This is a genomic window from Aureimonas altamirensis, assembly GCF_001463885.1.
Classification (GTDB): Bacteria; Pseudomonadota; Alphaproteobacteria; order Rhizobiales; family Rhizobiaceae; genus Aureimonas; species Aureimonas altamirensis.
Genome location: NZ_BBWQ01000010.1, coordinates 248,722 through 264,940, shown reverse-complemented (window position 1 = coordinate 264,940; position 16,219 = coordinate 248,722). Strand labels below are relative to the sequence as shown.

Below are 16,219 nucleotides of genomic sequence, written 5' to 3'. Positions count from 1 at the left end.
ATCGTTCAGGCGGCGGCCGTCACGATGATCTCGACCTTGTATTCCGGCGCGGCAAGGCGGGCTTCTCCCGTGGCGCGGGCCGGCGGGTTGGCCGGGTCCACCCATGCGTCCCACACGGCGTTCATCGCAGCGAAGTCGCCCATGTCGGCCAGCCAGATCTGCACGTAGAGCAGCTTCGACTTGTCGGTGCCGGCCTCGGCCAGAAGCCGATCGATTTCCGCCAGGATGGTCCGTGTCTGGGCGCTGACATCCTCACCCGGCTCGCCGACCTGGCCGGCAAGGTACACGGTGCCGCCATGCACGACGCCCATGCTCATGCGCTTGCCGGGCTCGATCCTGCGAATGCTCATCTTTCAGACTCCTTGTGCCTGTCGGCGCGCGGGGAACTGGGCGCCGTACGGGACCGTCTGATACGGGAATGGGCCGCCGATGGGAATGGCTTCGCGCCTCGGATCACCGGCGCGCCCGGCCAGAGAGGCCGCAAGCACATGCGCTTCGGGCCAGTGTCCATGGCCGCTGTCGATATTGATGTGCCCTGCCTTGCCGGCGTCTACCAGCGCCGCCCCCCAACTGGCCGCGAAGGATCTGGATGCCGCAAAGCTCATGTAAGGATCGTCGCGCGACGCCACCAGGATGGAGGGGAAGGGCAGGCGGGCCGTCGGCATGTCGGCGAAGCTGGCAAAGGCCGCATCGGCCCGCGCCATGCGCGCGCCATCGGCCGGCGCCACCATCAGCGCGCCGACGACATGCGCTGCGGCCGGCCGGTCGGCCAGATGCGCGATCAGCAGCGCCCCCAGGCTATGCCCCACAAGCACGTTGTGCGGATGCTCCATAAGGGCCGCTTCCAGCCGGTGCAGCCAGTCGGCCAGGACCGGACGGTCCCAGTCGTCTTGCTCCACCAGCAGCGCGCCGGCCTCCGCGCGCAGGAAATGGTCTTGCCAGTGGCCCGGGCCGGAGCCGCGGTAGCCAGGTATGACGAGCGTTCTGACCATGTGATCCATCTCCGGTCATCCTTTCCGTTGCATTGGAAAGTAAAGACCGGGCCGGCGCGACGGAAAGCCAAATATACTAATTAGGTGGATGATTGCGAAAGCGTTGCCCCCTCTTCGCCGATGCGGGAACAAATCCGCGCCTCATCGCTTACTGGCCCGTCCTCCTCGAACAGAAGCGAGCGCGTCCGTGAACGTTCAGACCCCGCCCAAGATTGCATTGCAGCAGAAGCCGGCCAAGCCGGCCGTCAGCCGTACCCGGATACAATCCGGGCGGCCTTACCCCCTGGGCGCCACATGGGATGGCCTTGGCGTCAACTTCGCCATCTTCTCGTCCGCCGCCACCAAGGTGGAATTGTGCATCTTCGATGCGCAGGGCGAACGGGAGATCGAGCGCATCGAGCTGCCCGAATACACCAACGAAATCTATCATGGTTACCTGCCCGATGCGCGGCCGGGCTGGATCTACGGCTTCCGCGTCCACGGGCCGTACGAGCCGGATGCCGGACACCGCTTCAACCCGAACAAGCTGTTGCTCGATCCTTACGCCAAGGCGCATGTCGGCGACCTGATCTGGGACCATTCGATCTTCGGTTATACGATCGGGTCCGACGATGCCGACCTGTCCTACGACGAGCGGGACAGCGCCGCCTTCGTGCCCAAGGCCCGTGTGGTGGACCCGGCCTTCACCTGGGGTGACGAGCGGCGACCGAACATTCCGTGGGAATCCACGATCTTCTACGAGGCCCACGTCAAGGGCTTCACGCAGCGGCACCCATCCGTCAGCGACCATGACCGTGGCAAGTTCGCCGCCATGATGAATGCCGACGTCATCCGGTACATCCGCAGCCTGGGCGTCACCTCGGTGGAATTGATGCCGATCCACGCCTTCGTCGACGACAGCTATCTCGTCGACAAGGGGCTGCATAACTATTGGGGCTACAACACGCTCGGCTTCTTCGCGCCGGCGCCGCGCTATCTGACCAGCCCCTTCATCAACGAGTTCAAGGAATTCGTCTCCACCTTCCACCATGCCGGCCTCGAGGTGATCCTCGACGTGGTCTACAACCACACGGCAGAGGGCAACGAACTTGGACCCACGCTCTCCTTCAAGGGGATCGACAACGCCAGCTACTACCGGCTCATGCCGGACGAGAAGCGCTATTACATCAACGACACCGGCACCGGTAACACGGTGAACACAAGCCATCCGCGCGTCATGCAGATGGTGATGGACAGCCTGCGCTACTGGGCAGGGGAGATGCGCGTCGATGGGTTCCGCTTCGATCTTGCGACGATCCTCGCGCGCGAACCGACCGGCTTTTCGGAAGAGTCGTCCTTCCTTCATGCCTGCCAGCAGGATCCGCTTCTCAGCCAGGTCAAGCTGATCGCAGAGCCGTGGGATTGCGGTCCCGGCGGTTATCAGGTGGGGCGCTTCCCCCCAGGCTGGGCCGAGTGGAACGACGGCTACCGCGATACGATCCGCGCCTACTGGAAGGGCGACGAAGGCATGGTGCCGAAGGTTGCCAACAAGATCAGCGCTTCCGCCGATCTGTTCGACAACCGGGGCCGCAAGCCATGGGCGTCGGTGAACTTCGTGACGGCGCATGACGGTTTCACGCTGCATGATCTTGTCTGCTATAACGACAAGCACAATGACGCGAATGGCGAAGACAATCGCGACGGTCACTCGCACAATCTCTCGTACAATTATGGGCATGAGGGGCCAAGCGACGACAAGGAGCTGACGGACCTGCGCTTCCGCCAGTTGCGCAACTTCTTCGCGACGCTGCTGTTCTCACGCGGAACGCCGATGATCCTTGCCGGCGACGAGTTCGCCCGCACGCAGGGCGGCAACAACAACGCCTATGCGCAGGATAACGAGATCGGCTGGATCGACTGGGACGTGACGGACGAGGGGCGCGACCTTGCCCAATTCGTTCAGAAGCTCATTCGCGTGCGCCAGGCCTTGCCCATGCTGCGGCGCGGCCGGTTCCTGCACGGCGAGTATGACGAGGAGCTGGGTGTCAAGGACGTTACGTGGCTGACACCGGCCGGCGTGGAGTTCGAAGACGAAAACTGGGCCGACGACAGCACGCGCTGCTTCGGTGTCCTGGTGGACGGCCGGGCGCAATCCGAAGGCATCCGCCGTATCGGAACCGACGCCACCATGCTCATCGTCATGAACTCCTATGAGGATGTGGTGAACTTCAAGCTGCCGGAAGCGGCCGGCGGGGTGTGCTGGCATGCCGTCATCGACACCAACCAGCCCGAAATGGACGATCTTCCCGCCTTCGATTTCGGGTCGGAATACATGGTCACGGGCCGATCCTTCATGGTGTTCCTGCTGGAGCCGGAAGAAGGTGGAGAGACGACACGGGATTGGGAACGCTCGTTTACCTACGTGTCCGAAGCCTTCATCAGGGCTGCGGCCGACAGGGTTCGCTTCACGCGGGTGGACGAGCGCCAGCAGCAGTAGAGCAAAATCAGGCAGCCATGCAGATCGTGCATGGCTGCCTCTTGTTCATGCCTCTTCTTGTTGCACATCGCAGGGTCCATATTCCGTCTCAAGAGATGAAGGAGATGGATCATGACCGAACGTAGCTTCACCAGCCGCCTGCGCAGCCTGACTGATTTTGTTGGTGGCGTCGCCGCTTGCGCCGCTGCCGCCGAAGCCGGCCGTCGTCCCAGCCGTGCCGCCCTCAAGGCCGCCGGCATCGACGCTGACCAGTATTACGGCATCAGCCGCTAAGCCGATACGGCATAGCTTGGATCGTTTCGAGAGGCCGCGCCCGGCAACGGGCGGCGGCCTTTTGCGTGTCCGCAATCATGGGTCGATTGTTTGCGCTGTGACGCCGACGTAAGGTTCGCCGATTCTTCGACAGGACGGCCGGCATGACCAGCGACGACGACTATATCTACGACGAGGAAACCGGTGAGTGGCTCCCGGCTTCCGACATCGCGGCACGCAAGGCCGACGCCGCGACGGTGCGTGATTCTGCCGGCAATGTGCTGGCGGACGGCGACCAGGTCGTGCTCATCAAGGATCTCGACGTAAAGGGCGCGGGCCAGACGCTGAAGCGCGGCACGCTGATCCGCTCCATCCGGCTGACGGGCGACGCTCAGGAGATCGACTGCAAGTTCGATGGCATCAAGGGCCTCGTCCTGCGCGCCGAATTCGTGCGCAAGAGGTAGGTGATGCTGAGCGTCGCGCAGCTTCTGCCCTTCTGCATCGCGCTTGCCATTGCCGCCGCCGTGCCCGGTCCCGGCGTCGTCGCGCTGATTGCACGCGCGCTCGGCTCCGGCTTCGGCCATGGCCTGGCCTTTGCCGGCGGCCTGATCCTCGGCGACCTTACCTATCTTGCGGCCGCCTGCTTTGGCCTGGCGATCATCGCCGAGGCTTTCGGCGAGTTCTTCGTGGTGGTGCGGATTGCGGCGTCCCTCTATCTCGCATGGCTGGCCTACAAGCTCTGGCGTAGCGCCGCACAGCCCCGCACCGTCGAGGGTGCGGCCGGCGGCAGCCTGCGGGGAAGCTTCGCGGCCGGGTATCTGATCACGCTCGGCAATCCCAAGACGATCGTCTTCTATCTCGCCTTGCTTCCCACGCTGATGGACCTGTCGCATGTATCGCTGCCCAGCTTCCTCATGCTGGCCGGTGCGACCGTGCTGGTGCTGACGCTCGTCATGACGCCTTATGCCGCATTGGCCGCCAGGGCCCGCGGCTTCATGGCCCGGCCCGGCCGCCTCGAAAGGCTGAACCGCAGCGCCGCCGCCATTCTGGCCGCGACGGCCGTCTGGACGCTCGTGCGTCGCGTTTGAGCACGTGACTTTGCCGTCGTGATGCGGCATTGATCGCGCCATGAGGTGGGTTCGGCAAATCATCGGAGATCGGCTGTCCGGCGGCGTGCTTGCCGCCCTGACGGGCTATCTGCTGGTTTTGCAGGTGCTGATGACGGGCTTTGCCTGCGGCAGCACGGTCACGCTGCAGCCCGAGGCGGGCGTCCGCTTCGTCATCTGCCACCCGTCCGATGTGGTCGGAGCCTCTTCCGACGATGGAACAACGCAGGACAGCCAGGGTCATCGATGCCCTTGCGCAGTCTGCCATATGGCAGACCCGACGCTTCTGGCGGCACTTCCACAGGGGAGCGACCTTGGACCTGCATTCGCGCGTGCCGAGATGGCCGTGCCGTTGCCGCACCGCGTGGCGGACCCGCTGCCGACACCGCATCTGTTGGGTCTGGCGCGCGATACGCGCGGACCACCGCAAGCCTCCGCCTGATTGTCGGCCGTCCGCGAATGTGCGGCGCGGCCTTATCGATTTCGGTTTCGGAGAGACATCCCATGCTTAGACACGCCTTCGCCGCGCTGACGCTCGCGGCTTCGATCCTGGCGATCGCCCCCGCATCGGCCCATGATTACACCGCCGGTTCCCTGCATATCGACCATCCCTGGTCGCGTGCCACCCCGCCGACCGCCAATGTCGGCGCGGGCTACATGACCATCCAGAACAAGGGTCCAGAGGCAGACCGTCTGGTGGGCGCGTCCACGCCGGCCGCGCAGACGGTCGAAATCCATTTCATGGAAATGGCCAACGGCGTCATGAAGATGCGCGCCGTACCCGAGGGGCTGGAGATCCCTGCGGGCGGGGAGGCGGCGCTGGCGCCCGGCGGCTACCACTTCATGCTGGTCGGCCTGGAAAAGCCGCTGACCGAAGGCGAGAAGGTGCCGCTGGAGCTGCAGTTCGAGAAGGCCGGGACGGTGTCGGTGGAACTGGCCGTCGGCCCCATCGGCGGCGGCAGCGGCCCATCCGGCCATAGCGGCCACTGACGCCCTGAACGCAGGATAAGCGATCATGTCGTCTTCACCCCGACCGGGGGTGGGCGGAGCCGTGCGCGGCCGTCCGTCCGCCGACCTGTACCGCGCCGTCTGGCGCTGGCATTTCTTTGCCGGACTGTTCGTCCTGCCGTTCCTGATCACCTTGTCGATCACGGGCGCGCTGTACCTGTTCCGGAACGAGCTGGATGCCCTGATCCATTCGGATCTGAAGCGCGTAGAAATCCAGGAGGGCGCCGCTGCGGCGGCGCCGTCCGCCATGATCTGGTCGGCGCTGTCGGTACAGCCCGGCACCGCGATCAAGTTTACCCAGCCGCCCGCCGCCGACGCCTCGGCGGAGGTGACGGTCGTCACGCCGCTCGGAGATCGTGTCGCGGTCTATGTGAACCCGTATGACGGCACGGTGCTCGGCACTCTCGCCGACCGCGGGACCGTCATGTGGACGGTGCGCTATCTGCACAGCCTGCGCTATTTCGGGCCGGTGGCCCGCGGCGTCATCGAGATCGCCGGTGGATTGTCGATCCTTCTCGTGCTGACGGGGATCTACCTCTGGTGGCCGCGCGGGCAGGCCGGCGGCGTCGTAACCGTGCGTGGAGCGCCCGCAAAGCGCGTCTTCTGGCGCGATACGCATGCCGTTCTGGGCGTCGTCCTCGGCGGCTTCATCGTGTTCCTGGCCATTACCGGCATGCCATGGTCCGGCGTGTGGGGCGCGCAGGTGAATGCGTGGGCCAACGGCACGAATTTCGGCTATCCGTCGGGCGTGCGGGTCGACATACCCATGTCGCAGGTGAAACTGTCCGAAGAGGGGACGACGACCTGGTCTCTGGATCAGGCCCGGGTGCCGCTGTCCGCGCCACCCGCGACCGCCGCACCGGTGCCCATCGGCATCGACGATGCGGTCGCCGAATTCGACAGGCTGGGCCTGCACGCCGGCTATGCCGTCAACATTCCGTCCGGCCCCACCGGGGTCTACACCGGCTCGGTCTATCCGAACGATCTTGCGCAGCAGCGCGTCGTGCATCTGGACCAGTATACAGGCGCACCGCTGCTGGACATGTCCTATGCGGATTACGGGCCGCTGGGGCGCTGGCTGGAGTTCGGCATCAATGTCCACATGGGCCAGCAGTTCGGCCTTTTGAACCAGTTGCTGCTTCTGGCGGTCTGTATCGGCAATGTGGTCCTTGCGGTGTCGGCCGCCATCATGTGGTGGAAACGCCGGCCGGCGGGCTCCATGGGGGTGCCGCCCTTGCCGGGGCAACGCGGTGCCTTTGCCGGCATCCTCGTGATTCTGGCCATCGGCGGCATCGTCTTTCCGCTGGTCGGCGCAGCCCTCGTGACCATGCTGGCAATGGATATCCTCGTCGTGCGTCTTACACGCGCGATGCGCCGAAGACGGACCAGTCCGTCAGCGACGTAAGGGTTTCGAGCCCGAGCGTGCCCAGCCAACTATTGCCCATCGGGTCCAGCGCGGGAGAGTACACCGCGATCGAGGCCCGGTGGGGCGCAATGGCGAGGATGCCGCCGCCGACGCCGGATTTGGCCGGCAGGCCGACGCGATAGGCGAAGTCGCCGGAGCCGTCATACTAGCCGCACAGCATCATGATGGACAGGATGCGCCGCGCCCGCCGTGCGGCGGCGCGGGTGCGCTCGTCCTTGGCATGCGGGTCGTCCTGCATCAGAAAGCGGCCGGCGCGCGCCAACCCACGGCAGCTCATGGAGATGGCGCATTGGCGCACATAGGCATCCATGACCTTTTCCACCGGGTGGGTCAGATTGCCGAAATGGCTGGCCATGAACATCAGGGAGCGGTTCAGGTCGCCGCCCGTGCGGTCGCTTTCGGCCACGGCCTCGTCGATCTCGACCGTCTCGTCGCCGACCAGGTGTCGGACGAAGCTCTCCACGTGCCGGTTGGGGCCGGCACGGCCCGGCAGGCCCACCAGCATGTCGCAGACCACCAGCGCACCGGCATTGATGAACGGGTTGCGCGGAATACCCTTGTCGCGCTCCAGATCGATGATGGAATTGAAAGGATCGCCGGACGGTTCGCGGCCCAGCCGCTTCCAGACATCGTTGTTCAATGCCTCCAGCGCAACCTCCAGGGCGAAGACCTTGGAGATCGACTGGATGGGAAAGGAAATGCCCGCATTGCCGGCGGCGATGGTTTCGCCCTCGCGCGTGAAGACGGCGATGCCGAAGGCGTCGAAATCGCCCTTGCGCGGCTTCGGCTTGCCCTTCGCCTGCGCTGCCGCGATGGCTTCCTCGTAAAGCGATGGCGTGGCCTTGCGCACGCGATCCGCAACCTCGTCGACAATGGAGCGAAGCTTCGTTTCGTTACCTGCGATGTCCAAGAGGGTCTTTCCTTTCAAGCGCTGCAATGCTGGAAAGGGTCATAGGGCGCCAAGGCGCGCCTTCCATGTCAGCCGCCGCAATCGAAGGTCAGCCCATGCCGCATATCGCATCCATCGCCGTATTCTGCGGCTCCAACTTCGGCGGCGACGATGCCTATGCGCAAGGGGCGCGGCAATTGGGGCGCAGCCTTGCGGCCAACGGCATCCGCCTTGTCTATGGCGGCACGACCAAGGGTTTGATGGGCCAGGTGGCCGACGCGGCGCTGAAGGGCGGGGGCCAGGTGCATGGCGTCATCACCCGCCGCCTGCACGAAAAGGGACACAGCCATTCGGGGCTCAGCGAAGCCGAGATCATGCCCACCCTGCGGGCCCGCAAGGAGCGGATGGCCGAGTTGGCGGACGCCTTCATCGCCTTGCCGGGCGGCATCGGCACCCTGGAAGAGTTCATGGAAGTCTGGACGATGAACCAGTTGGCCGAGATCGACAAGCCGGCCGGCCTTCTGGACACCAAGGCTTTCTTTGCGCCGTTCCTGAGCTTCATCGACCACATGGTGACCGAGCGGTTTCTGCCGGCGGCGCACCGCCATTCCATTGCCGTGGACGCCGATGCCGACGCACTGGTGCGCAAGCTGAAGGAGTTTCAGCGGGTGGATGTGCCAAAATGGCTGTAAGGCGCTATGTGATCGTCGGCTGATCAATCGACAGGAGGCTTCCCATGATGAAGCGTCGACTGGGTATCCGTGGGCCCGAGGTTTCGGCTCTCGGTTATGGGTGCATGGGGCTGAACTCCGGCTATTCCGGAACCATCGGCCGGCAGGACGGCGTGACGCTGATCCGCCAGGCCTTCGATAGAGGCGTGACCTTCTTCGATACGGCCGAAGTGTATGGCCCCTTCACCAACGAGGAGCTGGTCGGCGAGGCGCTGCGCCCCATCCGCGACCAGGTGGTCATCGCCACCAAGTTCGGCTTCAGCATCGGCGACGGCAAGCGCGGCGGGTTCAACAGCCGGCCGGAGCATATCAGGGAGGTGGCGGATGCGTCGCTGACGCGGCTCGGCACCGACCGGATCGACCTGTTCTACCAACACCGGGTAGACCCGGACGTGCCGATAGAGGATGTCGCCGGTGCGGTGGCGGAGTTGATCGCAGCCGGAAAGGTCAAGCATTTCGGCCTGTCCGAGCCCGGCGCCCAGACGGTTCGCCGCGCCCATGCGGTGCAGCCGGTGACGGCCGTCCAGAACGAATATTCGCTGTGGACACGCGGTGTAGAAAGCAACGGAATTCTGGAGACCTGCGAAGAGCTCGGCATCGGCCTCGTGCCGTTCAGCCCGCTCGGACGCGGCTTCCTGACGGGGGCGCTGACGCCGGAAACGACCTTCGGCGAGGGCGACCTGCGCAACTCGCTTCCGCGCTTTTCGCCAGAGGCGATGCAACGTAACCGGGCCATGGTGGATCTGCTGCAGCGCATTGCCGCCGCCAGGAATGCGACGGCCGCGCAGATCGCACTGGCGTGGCTGCTGGCGAAAAAGCCCTGGATCGTGCCAATACCGGGTACGACGAAGCTGCACCGGCTCGAGGAGAACTTAGGGGCGGTGGATATCGTGCTGACCGAAGACGATCTGGCCGAAATCGAGAAGGCCGCCGCTGCGATCGAGATCGCGGGGGAGCGCTATCCCGACCATCTGCTGCAGGCAACCGGCCGCTGACGCGGCCGGCTGCGCAATCGCATCAATCTTCGTCGGCAGCCATCTGCGACAGGACGGCGCCACGGCCGCGTGCACGCATGATCATCGGCACCACCAGGGCCAGCAGGGCCAGGGTGAGCAGGATGATCGTCAATGGCGAGTGGATAAGCACCATCGGGTCGCCCTGGCTGATCGCCAGCGCGCGGCGCAGTTGCTGCTCTGCCATCGGGCCGAGGATCAGGCCCACGACGACCGGCGCGATCGGATAGCCGAAGCGGCGCAGCATGTAGCCACCGAGGCCGAACAGCAGCAGCATGCCGAGCTCGGTGGACGAGTTGTTGGCGCCGATGCAGCCGAGCGTCGCGAACACAAGGATGCCGGCATACAGCCACGGCCGCGGGATGGTCAGAAGCTTCACCCAGAGGCCGACGAGCGGCAGGTTCAGCACCACCAGCATCAGGTTGGCGATGAGCAGGCTTGCGATGAGGCCCCAGACCAACTGCGGCGACGTCATGAACAGGAGCGGGCCGGGCTGCAGGCCGAACTGCTGGAACGCCGCCAGCATGATCGCCGCCGTCGCCGATGTCGGCAGGCCGAGCGTCAGAAGGGGCACCAGCGTACCGGCCGCAGAGGCGTTGTTGGCAGCCTCCGGCCCGGCGACGCCTTCGATGGCGCCATGGCCGAACTCTTCCTTGTGCTTGGAAAGGCTCTTTTCCGTCGTGTAGGACAGGAAGGTGCCGATCTCGGCTCCGCCCGCCGGCATGGCGCCGATGGGAAAGCCGATGACGGTGCCGCGCAGCCACGGCTTCCAGGACCGTTTCCAGTCTTCGCGGTTCATCCAGACCGAGCCCTTGACCGCCACGACCTGCCCATCGTCGCGCGAGGAGCCACCCGCCACCACCAGCGCCTCGCCGATGGCGAAAAGCGCCACGGCAAGCGTCGTGACTTCGATACCGTCGAGAAGCTCCGGTACGCCGAAGGCAAGCCGCGCCTGGCCGGTCTGCAGGTCGATGCCGACGAGGCCCAGCGTCAGTCCGAGCACCAGAGCGGTCAGACCGCGCAGGGCGGAATCACCGAAGGCGGCAGAGACGGTCACGAAGGCCAGGATCATCAGCGCGAAGTACTCGGCCGGCCCGAAGGACAGGGCGAAACGCACGATGTAGGGGGCGATGAAGGCAAGGCCCAGCGTGGCGATGAGGCCGGCCACGAACGAGCCGATGGCGGCCGTGGCGAGCGCCGGCCCGCCGCGCCCCTTGCGGGCCATCTTGTTGCCCTCGAGCGCGGTGATGATCGAGGCGCTTTCACCCGGCGTGTTGAGCAGGATCGAGGTTGTCGAGCCGCCATACATGCCGCCGTAATAGATGCCGGCGAACATGATGAGCGAGCCGGTGGCGTCGAGCTGATAGGTCACCGGCAGAAGCAGGGCGACGGTGAGCGCCGGCCCGATGCCCGGCAGCACGCCGACCGCTGTGCCGAGGGTAACGCCGATCAGCGCATAGAGAAGGTAGATCGGTTGGGCGGCGGTAAGGAGGCCCTGACCGAGAAGTGCGAGCGTGTCCATGATTTACGAGCCCGACATGGTCAGATGAAAAGGGATTCGAGCGGGCCTGCCGGAAGGCGAAGCCGCAACAGGCCGAAGAAGACGCCCCAGACGGCCAGCGACAACAGGATGCCGAAGGGTATGGTCTTCCAGAGCTGGCGCTTGCCGAAGGCACGGGCCGTCGCCGCGAAGAGAAGTCCGGTGGCGATGGAGAAGCCGGCCGGATGCAGCAGCAGCGCCTGCGCGGCGAGGCCGCCGACGATCCAGGCGATGGGGCCGATCCTGTCCTGCTCACGCGCGGGAAACTGGCCGCGCCAGGCTTCCACGAAGGTCCAGCCCGACAGGACGATCAACGCCGCTGCGATGGCGTAGGGAAAGGCCGTCGGGCCGATCTGTGCATAGGAGCCGCCGGTGAGGCGGCTGGCGTCGTATCCGACGAGAAGGCCGAGAAAGCCGAGCGCCGCGCCGATGGCGAGCGCCGCCCGGTCGGGGCGGCGCTGCCCGGCAACATCGTGCCGAAGGTCGGTCATTTACTTGACCAGACCGATCTTGGTGAGGATCTCACGGGTGTTCTCGGTATCCACCGCCAATTGCTGCTTGAAGGCATCGCCGGCCAGGAACGTGTCCTGCCAGTTGTTGCGCTCCAGCGTTTCCTTCCACTCCGGGCTCTGCACCATCTTTTCGATGTTGGCGGTGATTTCGGCGGCCTGTTCCGGCGTGATGCCGGGCGCAGCCGAAACCATGCGCCAGTTTTCCAGCGCCACGTCGTAGCCGGCTTCCTTCAGCGTCGGGGCATCGACGCCCTCGATGCGCTCTTCGGTGGAGACGGCCAGAAGACGCAGCGTGCCGGCCTGGATCTGCGATTCGAATTCGCCGTAGCCGGAGATACCGGCGGCAACCTGCGCGCCGAGGATGGCGGCCAGCGCTTCGCCGCCGCCCGAGAAGGCGATGTAGTTGATCTTGGTCGGATCGACTCCGGCCGCTTCGGCAAACAGGCCGGCGGCGATGTGGTCGGTACCGCCGGCAGAGCCGCCCGCAATGGCGACGGCGCCCGGGTTTTCCTTCAAGGCGGCGGCCAGGTCGTCGATCGTCTGGAACGGCGAGGATGCCGGCACCACGACGACTTCCGCCTCGCCGGTCAGGCGGGCGATGGGGGTGACCTGATCGAGCGTTACGGGCGAATTGTTGGTCAGGATGGCGCCCACCATGACATAGCCGCCGACGATCAGGGCGCTCGGATCGCCTTCCTTGCCGCGAACGAACTGCGCCAGGCCGATCGTTCCGCCGGCACCCGGCACGTTGACCACCTGCACGTCGCTGGCGATGCCGCTGTCCTGCAGAACGGTCTGCATGGCGCGGGCGGTCTGGTCCCAGCCGCCGCCGGGCGAGGCGGGCGCCAAGATTTCGTAGGATGCACCCTGTGCCAGCGCGCTCGTGGAAAGGCCTGCCGCCAGAATGGCGGCGGCGAAGAATCGCTTCATGATTTCCTCCCGGATGCGCCAATTCAAGGCGCATGAAACACGTGAACCACGCATGCGGCGCTCCCCGCGCCAAACATGGAACGCTTCAAGGTTATGCGCGCCGACCTGTCGTAATCCTGTCATGCGTCACGGACCGACGATTTCGAGCCATGTTTCCAGGAAGCGGGCGCGCCTTTGGCGGTCCAGTGCGACGAGCAGGCCGGGGCCGAGTGCGATCGGCTGCACGGCGCCGCGGCCAAGCGCCGCAATGCGCTCGGCGCTGAACGCGCCGGACGATCCGGGGATGACGGCGCCCAGTGCGGTCGGGCCCGCAAGGATGGACTGCCCGTCGGGCGACAGGGCAAAGTCGATGAAGGCTCTTGCAAGATCGGCGCGGGGCGCGCCTTCGGGGATCAGCAATGTGCGCGTCAGCACCAGGACGTAATCGTCCGGCACCACCACGCCGATCCGGTGTCCGGCCGCCTGGCGCGCCAGCGCGTAGGAGCCGAGCACATTGTAGCCGAGCGCAAGCTCGCCTGCCTCCACCCTGTCGAGTATGTCCGGGCTGCTTCCCGAAAGCTGCGCATCGGCGTGCCCGAAGGCGCTGGCAAGGCGCCAGAAATAGGACGAGATCGTTTGGTCCTGCGCGGCAAGAAGATAGCCGACGCCGCTTTTCGCGATGTCGTAGGTGGCGACCTTTCCGGAGAAGCGTTCGGGAAACCGCTCCAGCAACTCGGCCAGCGCGATGCGGGTGCGGGGCACCTCGCCCTCGGTGACGAGATCGGGGTTGTAGACGATCACGGCCGGCTCGAAGGTGAAGCCGAAGACTTCGCGCCGCCATTGCGCCCAGCGGGGCAGGGCGGCAAGGTTGGGCGGCTCGTGCGACTGGGCAAAGCCGTCATTGGCCAGCTTTACCTGCAGATCCGTCGCCGAGCTCATCACGAGGTCGGGTTTCGGGTCGGCGCGCGCCTCGGCGACCTCCAGATAGATCGGCAGCGTCTCGCCTTCCTCGTAGGCCACGGTCACGTCGGGCCACAGGCGCTGGAAGCCCTCGACCAGCGGTCGGAACAGGGGCGTATCCGTGGTGCCGAGGATCGTCAGCACCTCGCTCGTCTGGCCGGATGGTGCGGGATAGGTTTCCAGCGCCAGAGCGGGCCCGGGCGCCGCCGCCATCAAGCCAAGCGCCAGAAACAAGGCGACGAGCGCCGCCGCGGCGCGGCGCGCCGGCAGGCGCACGCGCGCGGTCAGCCCGCCGCCGGGTGTGTCGTCCAGAAGGAAGCGGCCTCCGGCGGCTGCCGCCACGCGGGCGACGATGGCAAGGCCGAGGCCCGAGCCGCTGGTGCCCTCGGAGGCGCTGCCGCGCCGGAAGCGCTCCGTGACGGCTTCCCGTTCCTCGGGCGCGATGCCGGGACCATGGTCGATCACCGACAGGATCGCCGCGCCATCGTCGGCTTCTGCTTCCACCAGGACCGGGCCGGGGGCATAGATGAGCGCGTTGTCGATCAGATTGCGCAGCATTTCGCGCAGCACCACGCGGTCCATGTCGATCACCAGCTCCCGCGCGGCGCGCGGCACATCGACATCCAGCCGCTCTGCGAGGTCCGGCGACAGGCGGCCGACCACCTCGCCCACGATATCGCCAAGCTGCACCGGGTCGATGCGGCGCGCTTCCAGCCGGTGAGCCACCGTTGCGTCCATAAGGAGCTGGTTCACCAGATGGCTGGCCTGCACCGCGCCCTGGTGGATGCGCTGGACGCGCCCGCGCAGCATGGCCGGGTCATCTTCCGACAAGGCCACTTCCGCCTGCGCACGCAACGAGGCGAGGGGGGTGCGCACCTCGTGCGCCGCTTCCGCCACGAGGGCGCCCAGCCGCTCTGTGGTCTGACGCAGACGCGCGATGAAATCGTTGAGGGCGTCGACGAGGCGGCGCACCTCCACCGGAACGACTTCGGCCACGGGGGACAGATCGTCCGGCGTGCGGCGGTTGAGGTTGCGCTCCAGAAGGGTGAGCGGACGGAAGGCGCGGCCGATGGCAAACCACACGAGGGCAATCGCCAGAAGCGTCATGGCGACGATGGGCAGCAGCGCATTGCCGAGGATCTCGCGCGCCAGCACCGCGCGCTCGCCCTTGGTTTCGGCGACGCGGATGGTGACCCAGCCGGTGCCCGATGCGGTGGACACGAGCCGTCCGACCGTTGCCACCCGCACGAGTTCGCCGCGAAAATCGATATCGGCGTAACCGGGTTCGGAGTCCGTCGCCGGCGGGAGATTGTCACCGAGTTCGGGATAGCCGGTCACGAAGCCGCCGTCCGGCCCGGCGACCGAATAGAAGACGCGGTCGTCGTCGGAGAACATGGCGAAGGAGGCGAGCGGCAGTTCCACCGTCACCCGCCCGGCTTCCGCCTGCACCGCGCCGGCAATGGTGAAGGCCGATGCAGACAGCAGCCTGTCATAGGCGGTGTCGGACGAGCGCTGGGCATAATCCAGCACGAAGACCACAAGCGCCAGCGCCGCGGCCACAAGCAGCGCGATGGCCAGCCATAGAATGCGCCGGCGGATGGAGAAGCCGTCAGCCGCCATCGGTGATCCGTGCCACATAGCCGACGCCGCGGACGGTGGCGATCTCCAGTGCCGCGCCTTCCAGCTTGCGGCGCAGGCGCGAGACGTAGAGCTCCAGCGCGTTGACGGATACCGCTTCGTCGAAGCTGAAGAGCTGCGACATCAGGCGCTCCTTGGGCACGACGGCGCCGATGCGCGCCAGAAGGATTTCCAGAAGACGGAACTCGCGGCGCGACAGTTCCACCGCCTGCCCGGACACGCTGACGCTGTGGCCGGCAAGGTCCACGACCGTATCGCCGAATTCCATCAGGCTGGTGGTGCGGCCGGCCGGGCGCCGCAGCACGGCACGCAGCCGCGCATCCAGCTCGCGCAGGTCGAACGGCTTGACGAGGTAGTCGTCGGCCCCACGGTCGAGAAGGCTGACCTTGTCGTCGATCTCTGCCCGGGCGGTCACCACCAGGATGGGAATCGCATTCCGTGCGCGCCGCAGCTCCTCGATGATGGACAGGCCGTCGCGTCCGGGCAGCGTCAGGTCGAGGATAAGGGCGTCATAGGGCTCGGCGGCGACGGAATCCAGCGCGGCCTCGCCCCGCCGCACCCATTCCACCGAATGGCCGGCATTGCGCAGATGGCGGAAGACGGCGTCTCCCAGATCTTCGTTGTCTTCAGCTAGCAGCAGCCGCATGGCCCGTCCGTGATCCCTTGTCGGGGAGAGCATAGACCGCTGACGTCCGTGTCGTCTCGGCCGATATCCGTCAATGCCGGGCCGTTTCATAATAACCGCAATTCATGCACTTGCAAATCAT

Annotated in this window: 16 protein-coding genes and 1 pseudogene; 9 read left to right on the top strand and 8 right to left on the bottom strand. The window is 66.0% G+C overall.

All coding sequences use genetic code 11. The features are described from left to right. Positions 1-5 precede the first annotated feature (5 nt). Together AUL31_RS07370 and AUL31_RS07365 are read right to left on the bottom strand one after the other, a co-directional pair. Positions 6-350 carry a RidA family protein gene (locus AUL31_RS07370; RefSeq protein WP_060603674.1) on the bottom strand — a complete coding sequence of 115 codons (345 nt, stop codon included), beginning with the start codon at positions 348-350 and terminating at the stop codon, positions 6-8. A 3-nt stretch (positions 351-353) separates the two neighbouring features. Further along, positions 354-992 (bottom strand): RBBP9/YdeN family alpha/beta hydrolase, encoded by a 639-nt coding sequence (locus tag AUL31_RS07365; protein ID WP_060603954.1) that lies wholly within the window; start codon positions 990-992, stop codon positions 354-356. A gap of 187 nt (positions 993-1,179) precedes the next feature. On the opposite strand from AUL31_RS07365, the gene glgX reads away from it, so the two are divergent. From glgX to AUL31_RS07335, 7 genes are all read left to right on the top strand, one after another. Then, complete coding sequence (glgX, locus tag AUL31_RS07360; protein WP_409359950.1) at positions 1,180-3,468, top strand: glycogen debranching protein GlgX; 2,289 nt, start codon at positions 1,180-1,182, stop codon at positions 3,466-3,468. A gap of 111 nt (positions 3,469-3,579) precedes the next feature. Further along, a complete protein-coding gene (locus AUL31_RS20260; RefSeq protein ID WP_156417287.1) occupies positions 3,580-3,741 on the top strand; it encodes a hypothetical protein in 162 nt (53 codons plus the stop codon). Positions 3,742-3,884: 143 nt separating this feature from the next. Then, entirely contained in the window at positions 3,885-4,184 is a 300-nt protein-coding gene (locus tag AUL31_RS07355) for an alkylphosphonate utilization protein (protein WP_060603670.1), read from the top strand. A 3-nt stretch (positions 4,185-4,187) separates the two neighbouring features. Then, positions 4,188-4,808, top strand: coding sequence for a LysE family translocator (locus tag AUL31_RS07350; RefSeq protein ID WP_306302605.1), 621 nt, complete (start codon positions 4,188-4,190; stop codon positions 4,806-4,808). A 40-nt stretch (positions 4,809-4,848) separates the two neighbouring features. Further along, entirely contained in the window at positions 4,849-5,268 is a 420-nt protein-coding gene (locus AUL31_RS07345) for a hypothetical protein (protein WP_060603667.1), read from the top strand. Between the two features lie 62 nt (positions 5,269-5,330). Beyond that, the gene (locus AUL31_RS07340) at positions 5,331-5,816 is read left to right on the top strand and encodes a copper chaperone PCu(A)C (protein WP_060603664.1); all 486 of its coding nucleotides are present in this window, start codon (positions 5,331-5,333) and stop codon (positions 5,814-5,816) included. A gap of 25 nt (positions 5,817-5,841) precedes the next feature. Further along, a complete protein-coding gene (locus tag AUL31_RS07335) occupies positions 5,842-7,239 on the top strand; it encodes a PepSY-associated TM helix domain-containing protein (RefSeq protein ID WP_060603661.1) in 1,398 nt (465 codons plus the stop codon). Here the strand turns inward: AUL31_RS07335 and glsA are convergent. Next, a pseudogene (gene glsA, locus AUL31_RS07330) lies at positions 7,193-8,164 on the bottom strand (glutaminase A). The gene AUL31_RS07335 and the pseudogene glsA sit on opposite strands and share 47 nt — an antisense overlap. A 71-nt stretch (positions 8,165-8,235) precedes the next feature. Between glsA and AUL31_RS07325 the strand changes: the two are divergent. Both AUL31_RS07325 and AUL31_RS07320 read left to right on the top strand, forming a co-directional pair. Further along, a complete protein-coding gene (locus AUL31_RS07325; protein ID WP_244489342.1) occupies positions 8,236-8,841 on the top strand; it encodes an LOG family protein in 606 nt (201 codons plus the stop codon). A gap of 44 nt (positions 8,842-8,885) precedes the next feature. Beyond that, the gene (locus AUL31_RS07320) at positions 8,886-9,875 is read left to right on the top strand and encodes an aldo/keto reductase (RefSeq protein WP_060603658.1); all 990 of its coding nucleotides are present in this window, start codon (positions 8,886-8,888) and stop codon (positions 9,873-9,875) included. Positions 9,876-9,897: 22 nt separating this feature from the next. Here the strand turns inward: AUL31_RS07320 and AUL31_RS07315 are convergent, their stop codons facing one another. From AUL31_RS07315 to AUL31_RS07295, 5 genes are all read right to left on the bottom strand, one after another. Beyond that, positions 9,898-11,415 carry a tripartite tricarboxylate transporter permease gene (locus tag AUL31_RS07315; protein ID WP_060603654.1) on the bottom strand — a complete coding sequence of 506 codons (1,518 nt, stop codon included), beginning with the start codon at positions 11,413-11,415 and terminating at the stop codon, positions 9,898-9,900. Between the two features lie 20 nt (positions 11,416-11,435). Further along, on the bottom strand, positions 11,436-11,924 hold the full coding sequence (locus tag AUL31_RS07310) for a tripartite tricarboxylate transporter TctB family protein (RefSeq protein ID WP_060603651.1): 489 nt from the start codon (positions 11,922-11,924) through the stop codon (positions 11,436-11,438). Then, positions 11,925-12,875: a Bug family tripartite tricarboxylate transporter substrate binding protein gene (locus tag AUL31_RS07305; RefSeq protein ID WP_060603941.1), complete on the bottom strand. Its 951-nt coding sequence runs from the start codon at positions 12,873-12,875 to the stop codon at positions 11,925-11,927. A gap of 126 nt (positions 12,876-13,001) precedes the next feature. Continuing rightward, a complete protein-coding gene (locus AUL31_RS07300; RefSeq protein WP_060603648.1) occupies positions 13,002-15,434 on the bottom strand; it encodes a sensor histidine kinase in 2,433 nt (810 codons plus the stop codon). After that, a complete protein-coding gene (locus AUL31_RS07295) occupies positions 15,424-16,098 on the bottom strand; it encodes a response regulator transcription factor (RefSeq protein ID WP_060603645.1) in 675 nt (224 codons plus the stop codon). Before AUL31_RS07295 ends, AUL31_RS07300 begins: the two co-directional genes overlap by 11 nt. Positions 16,099-16,219: the final 121 nt, after the last annotated feature.

What these genes read in the sequence shown, in the direction of transcription:
- AUL31_RS07370 (WP_060603674.1), bottom strand. Translation starts at nt 350, where the DNA reads ATGAGCATTCGCAGGATCGAGCCCGGCAAGCGCATGAGCATGGGCGTC.
- AUL31_RS07365 (WP_060603954.1), bottom strand. Translation starts at nt 992, where the DNA reads ATGGTCAGAACGCTCGTCATACCTGGCTACCGCGGCTCCGGCCCGGGC.
- AUL31_RS20260 (WP_156417287.1), top strand. Translation starts at nt 3,580, where the DNA reads ATGACCGAACGTAGCTTCACCAGCCGCCTGCGCAGCCTGACTGATTTT.
- AUL31_RS07355 (WP_060603670.1), top strand. Translation starts at nt 3,885, where the DNA reads ATGACCAGCGACGACGACTATATCTACGACGAGGAAACCGGTGAGTGG.
- AUL31_RS07350 (WP_306302605.1), top strand. Translation starts at nt 4,188, where the DNA reads ATGCTGAGCGTCGCGCAGCTTCTGCCCTTCTGCATCGCGCTTGCCATT.
- AUL31_RS07345 (WP_060603667.1), top strand. Translation starts at nt 4,849, where the DNA reads ATGAGGTGGGTTCGGCAAATCATCGGAGATCGGCTGTCCGGCGGCGTG.
- AUL31_RS07340 (WP_060603664.1), top strand. Translation starts at nt 5,331, where the DNA reads ATGCTTAGACACGCCTTCGCCGCGCTGACGCTCGCGGCTTCGATCCTG.
- AUL31_RS07335 (WP_060603661.1), top strand. Translation starts at nt 5,842, where the DNA reads ATGTCGTCTTCACCCCGACCGGGGGTGGGCGGAGCCGTGCGCGGCCGT.
- AUL31_RS07325 (WP_244489342.1), top strand. Translation starts at nt 8,236, where the DNA reads ATGTCAGCCGCCGCAATCGAAGGTCAGCCCATGCCGCATATCGCATCC.
- AUL31_RS07320 (WP_060603658.1), top strand. Translation starts at nt 8,886, where the DNA reads ATGATGAAGCGTCGACTGGGTATCCGTGGGCCCGAGGTTTCGGCTCTC.
- AUL31_RS07315 (WP_060603654.1), bottom strand. Translation starts at nt 11,415, where the DNA reads ATGGACACGCTCGCACTTCTCGGTCAGGGCCTCCTTACCGCCGCCCAA.
- AUL31_RS07310 (WP_060603651.1), bottom strand. Translation starts at nt 11,924, where the DNA reads ATGACCGACCTTCGGCACGATGTTGCCGGGCAGCGCCGCCCCGACCGG.
- AUL31_RS07305 (WP_060603941.1), bottom strand. Translation starts at nt 12,875, where the DNA reads ATGAAGCGATTCTTCGCCGCCGCCATTCTGGCGGCAGGCCTTTCCACG.
- AUL31_RS07300 (WP_060603648.1), bottom strand. Translation starts at nt 15,434, where the DNA reads ATGGCGGCTGACGGCTTCTCCATCCGCCGGCGCATTCTATGGCTGGCC.
- AUL31_RS07295 (WP_060603645.1), bottom strand. Translation starts at nt 16,098, where the DNA reads ATGCGGCTGCTGCTAGCTGAAGACAACGAAGATCTGGGAGACGCCGTC.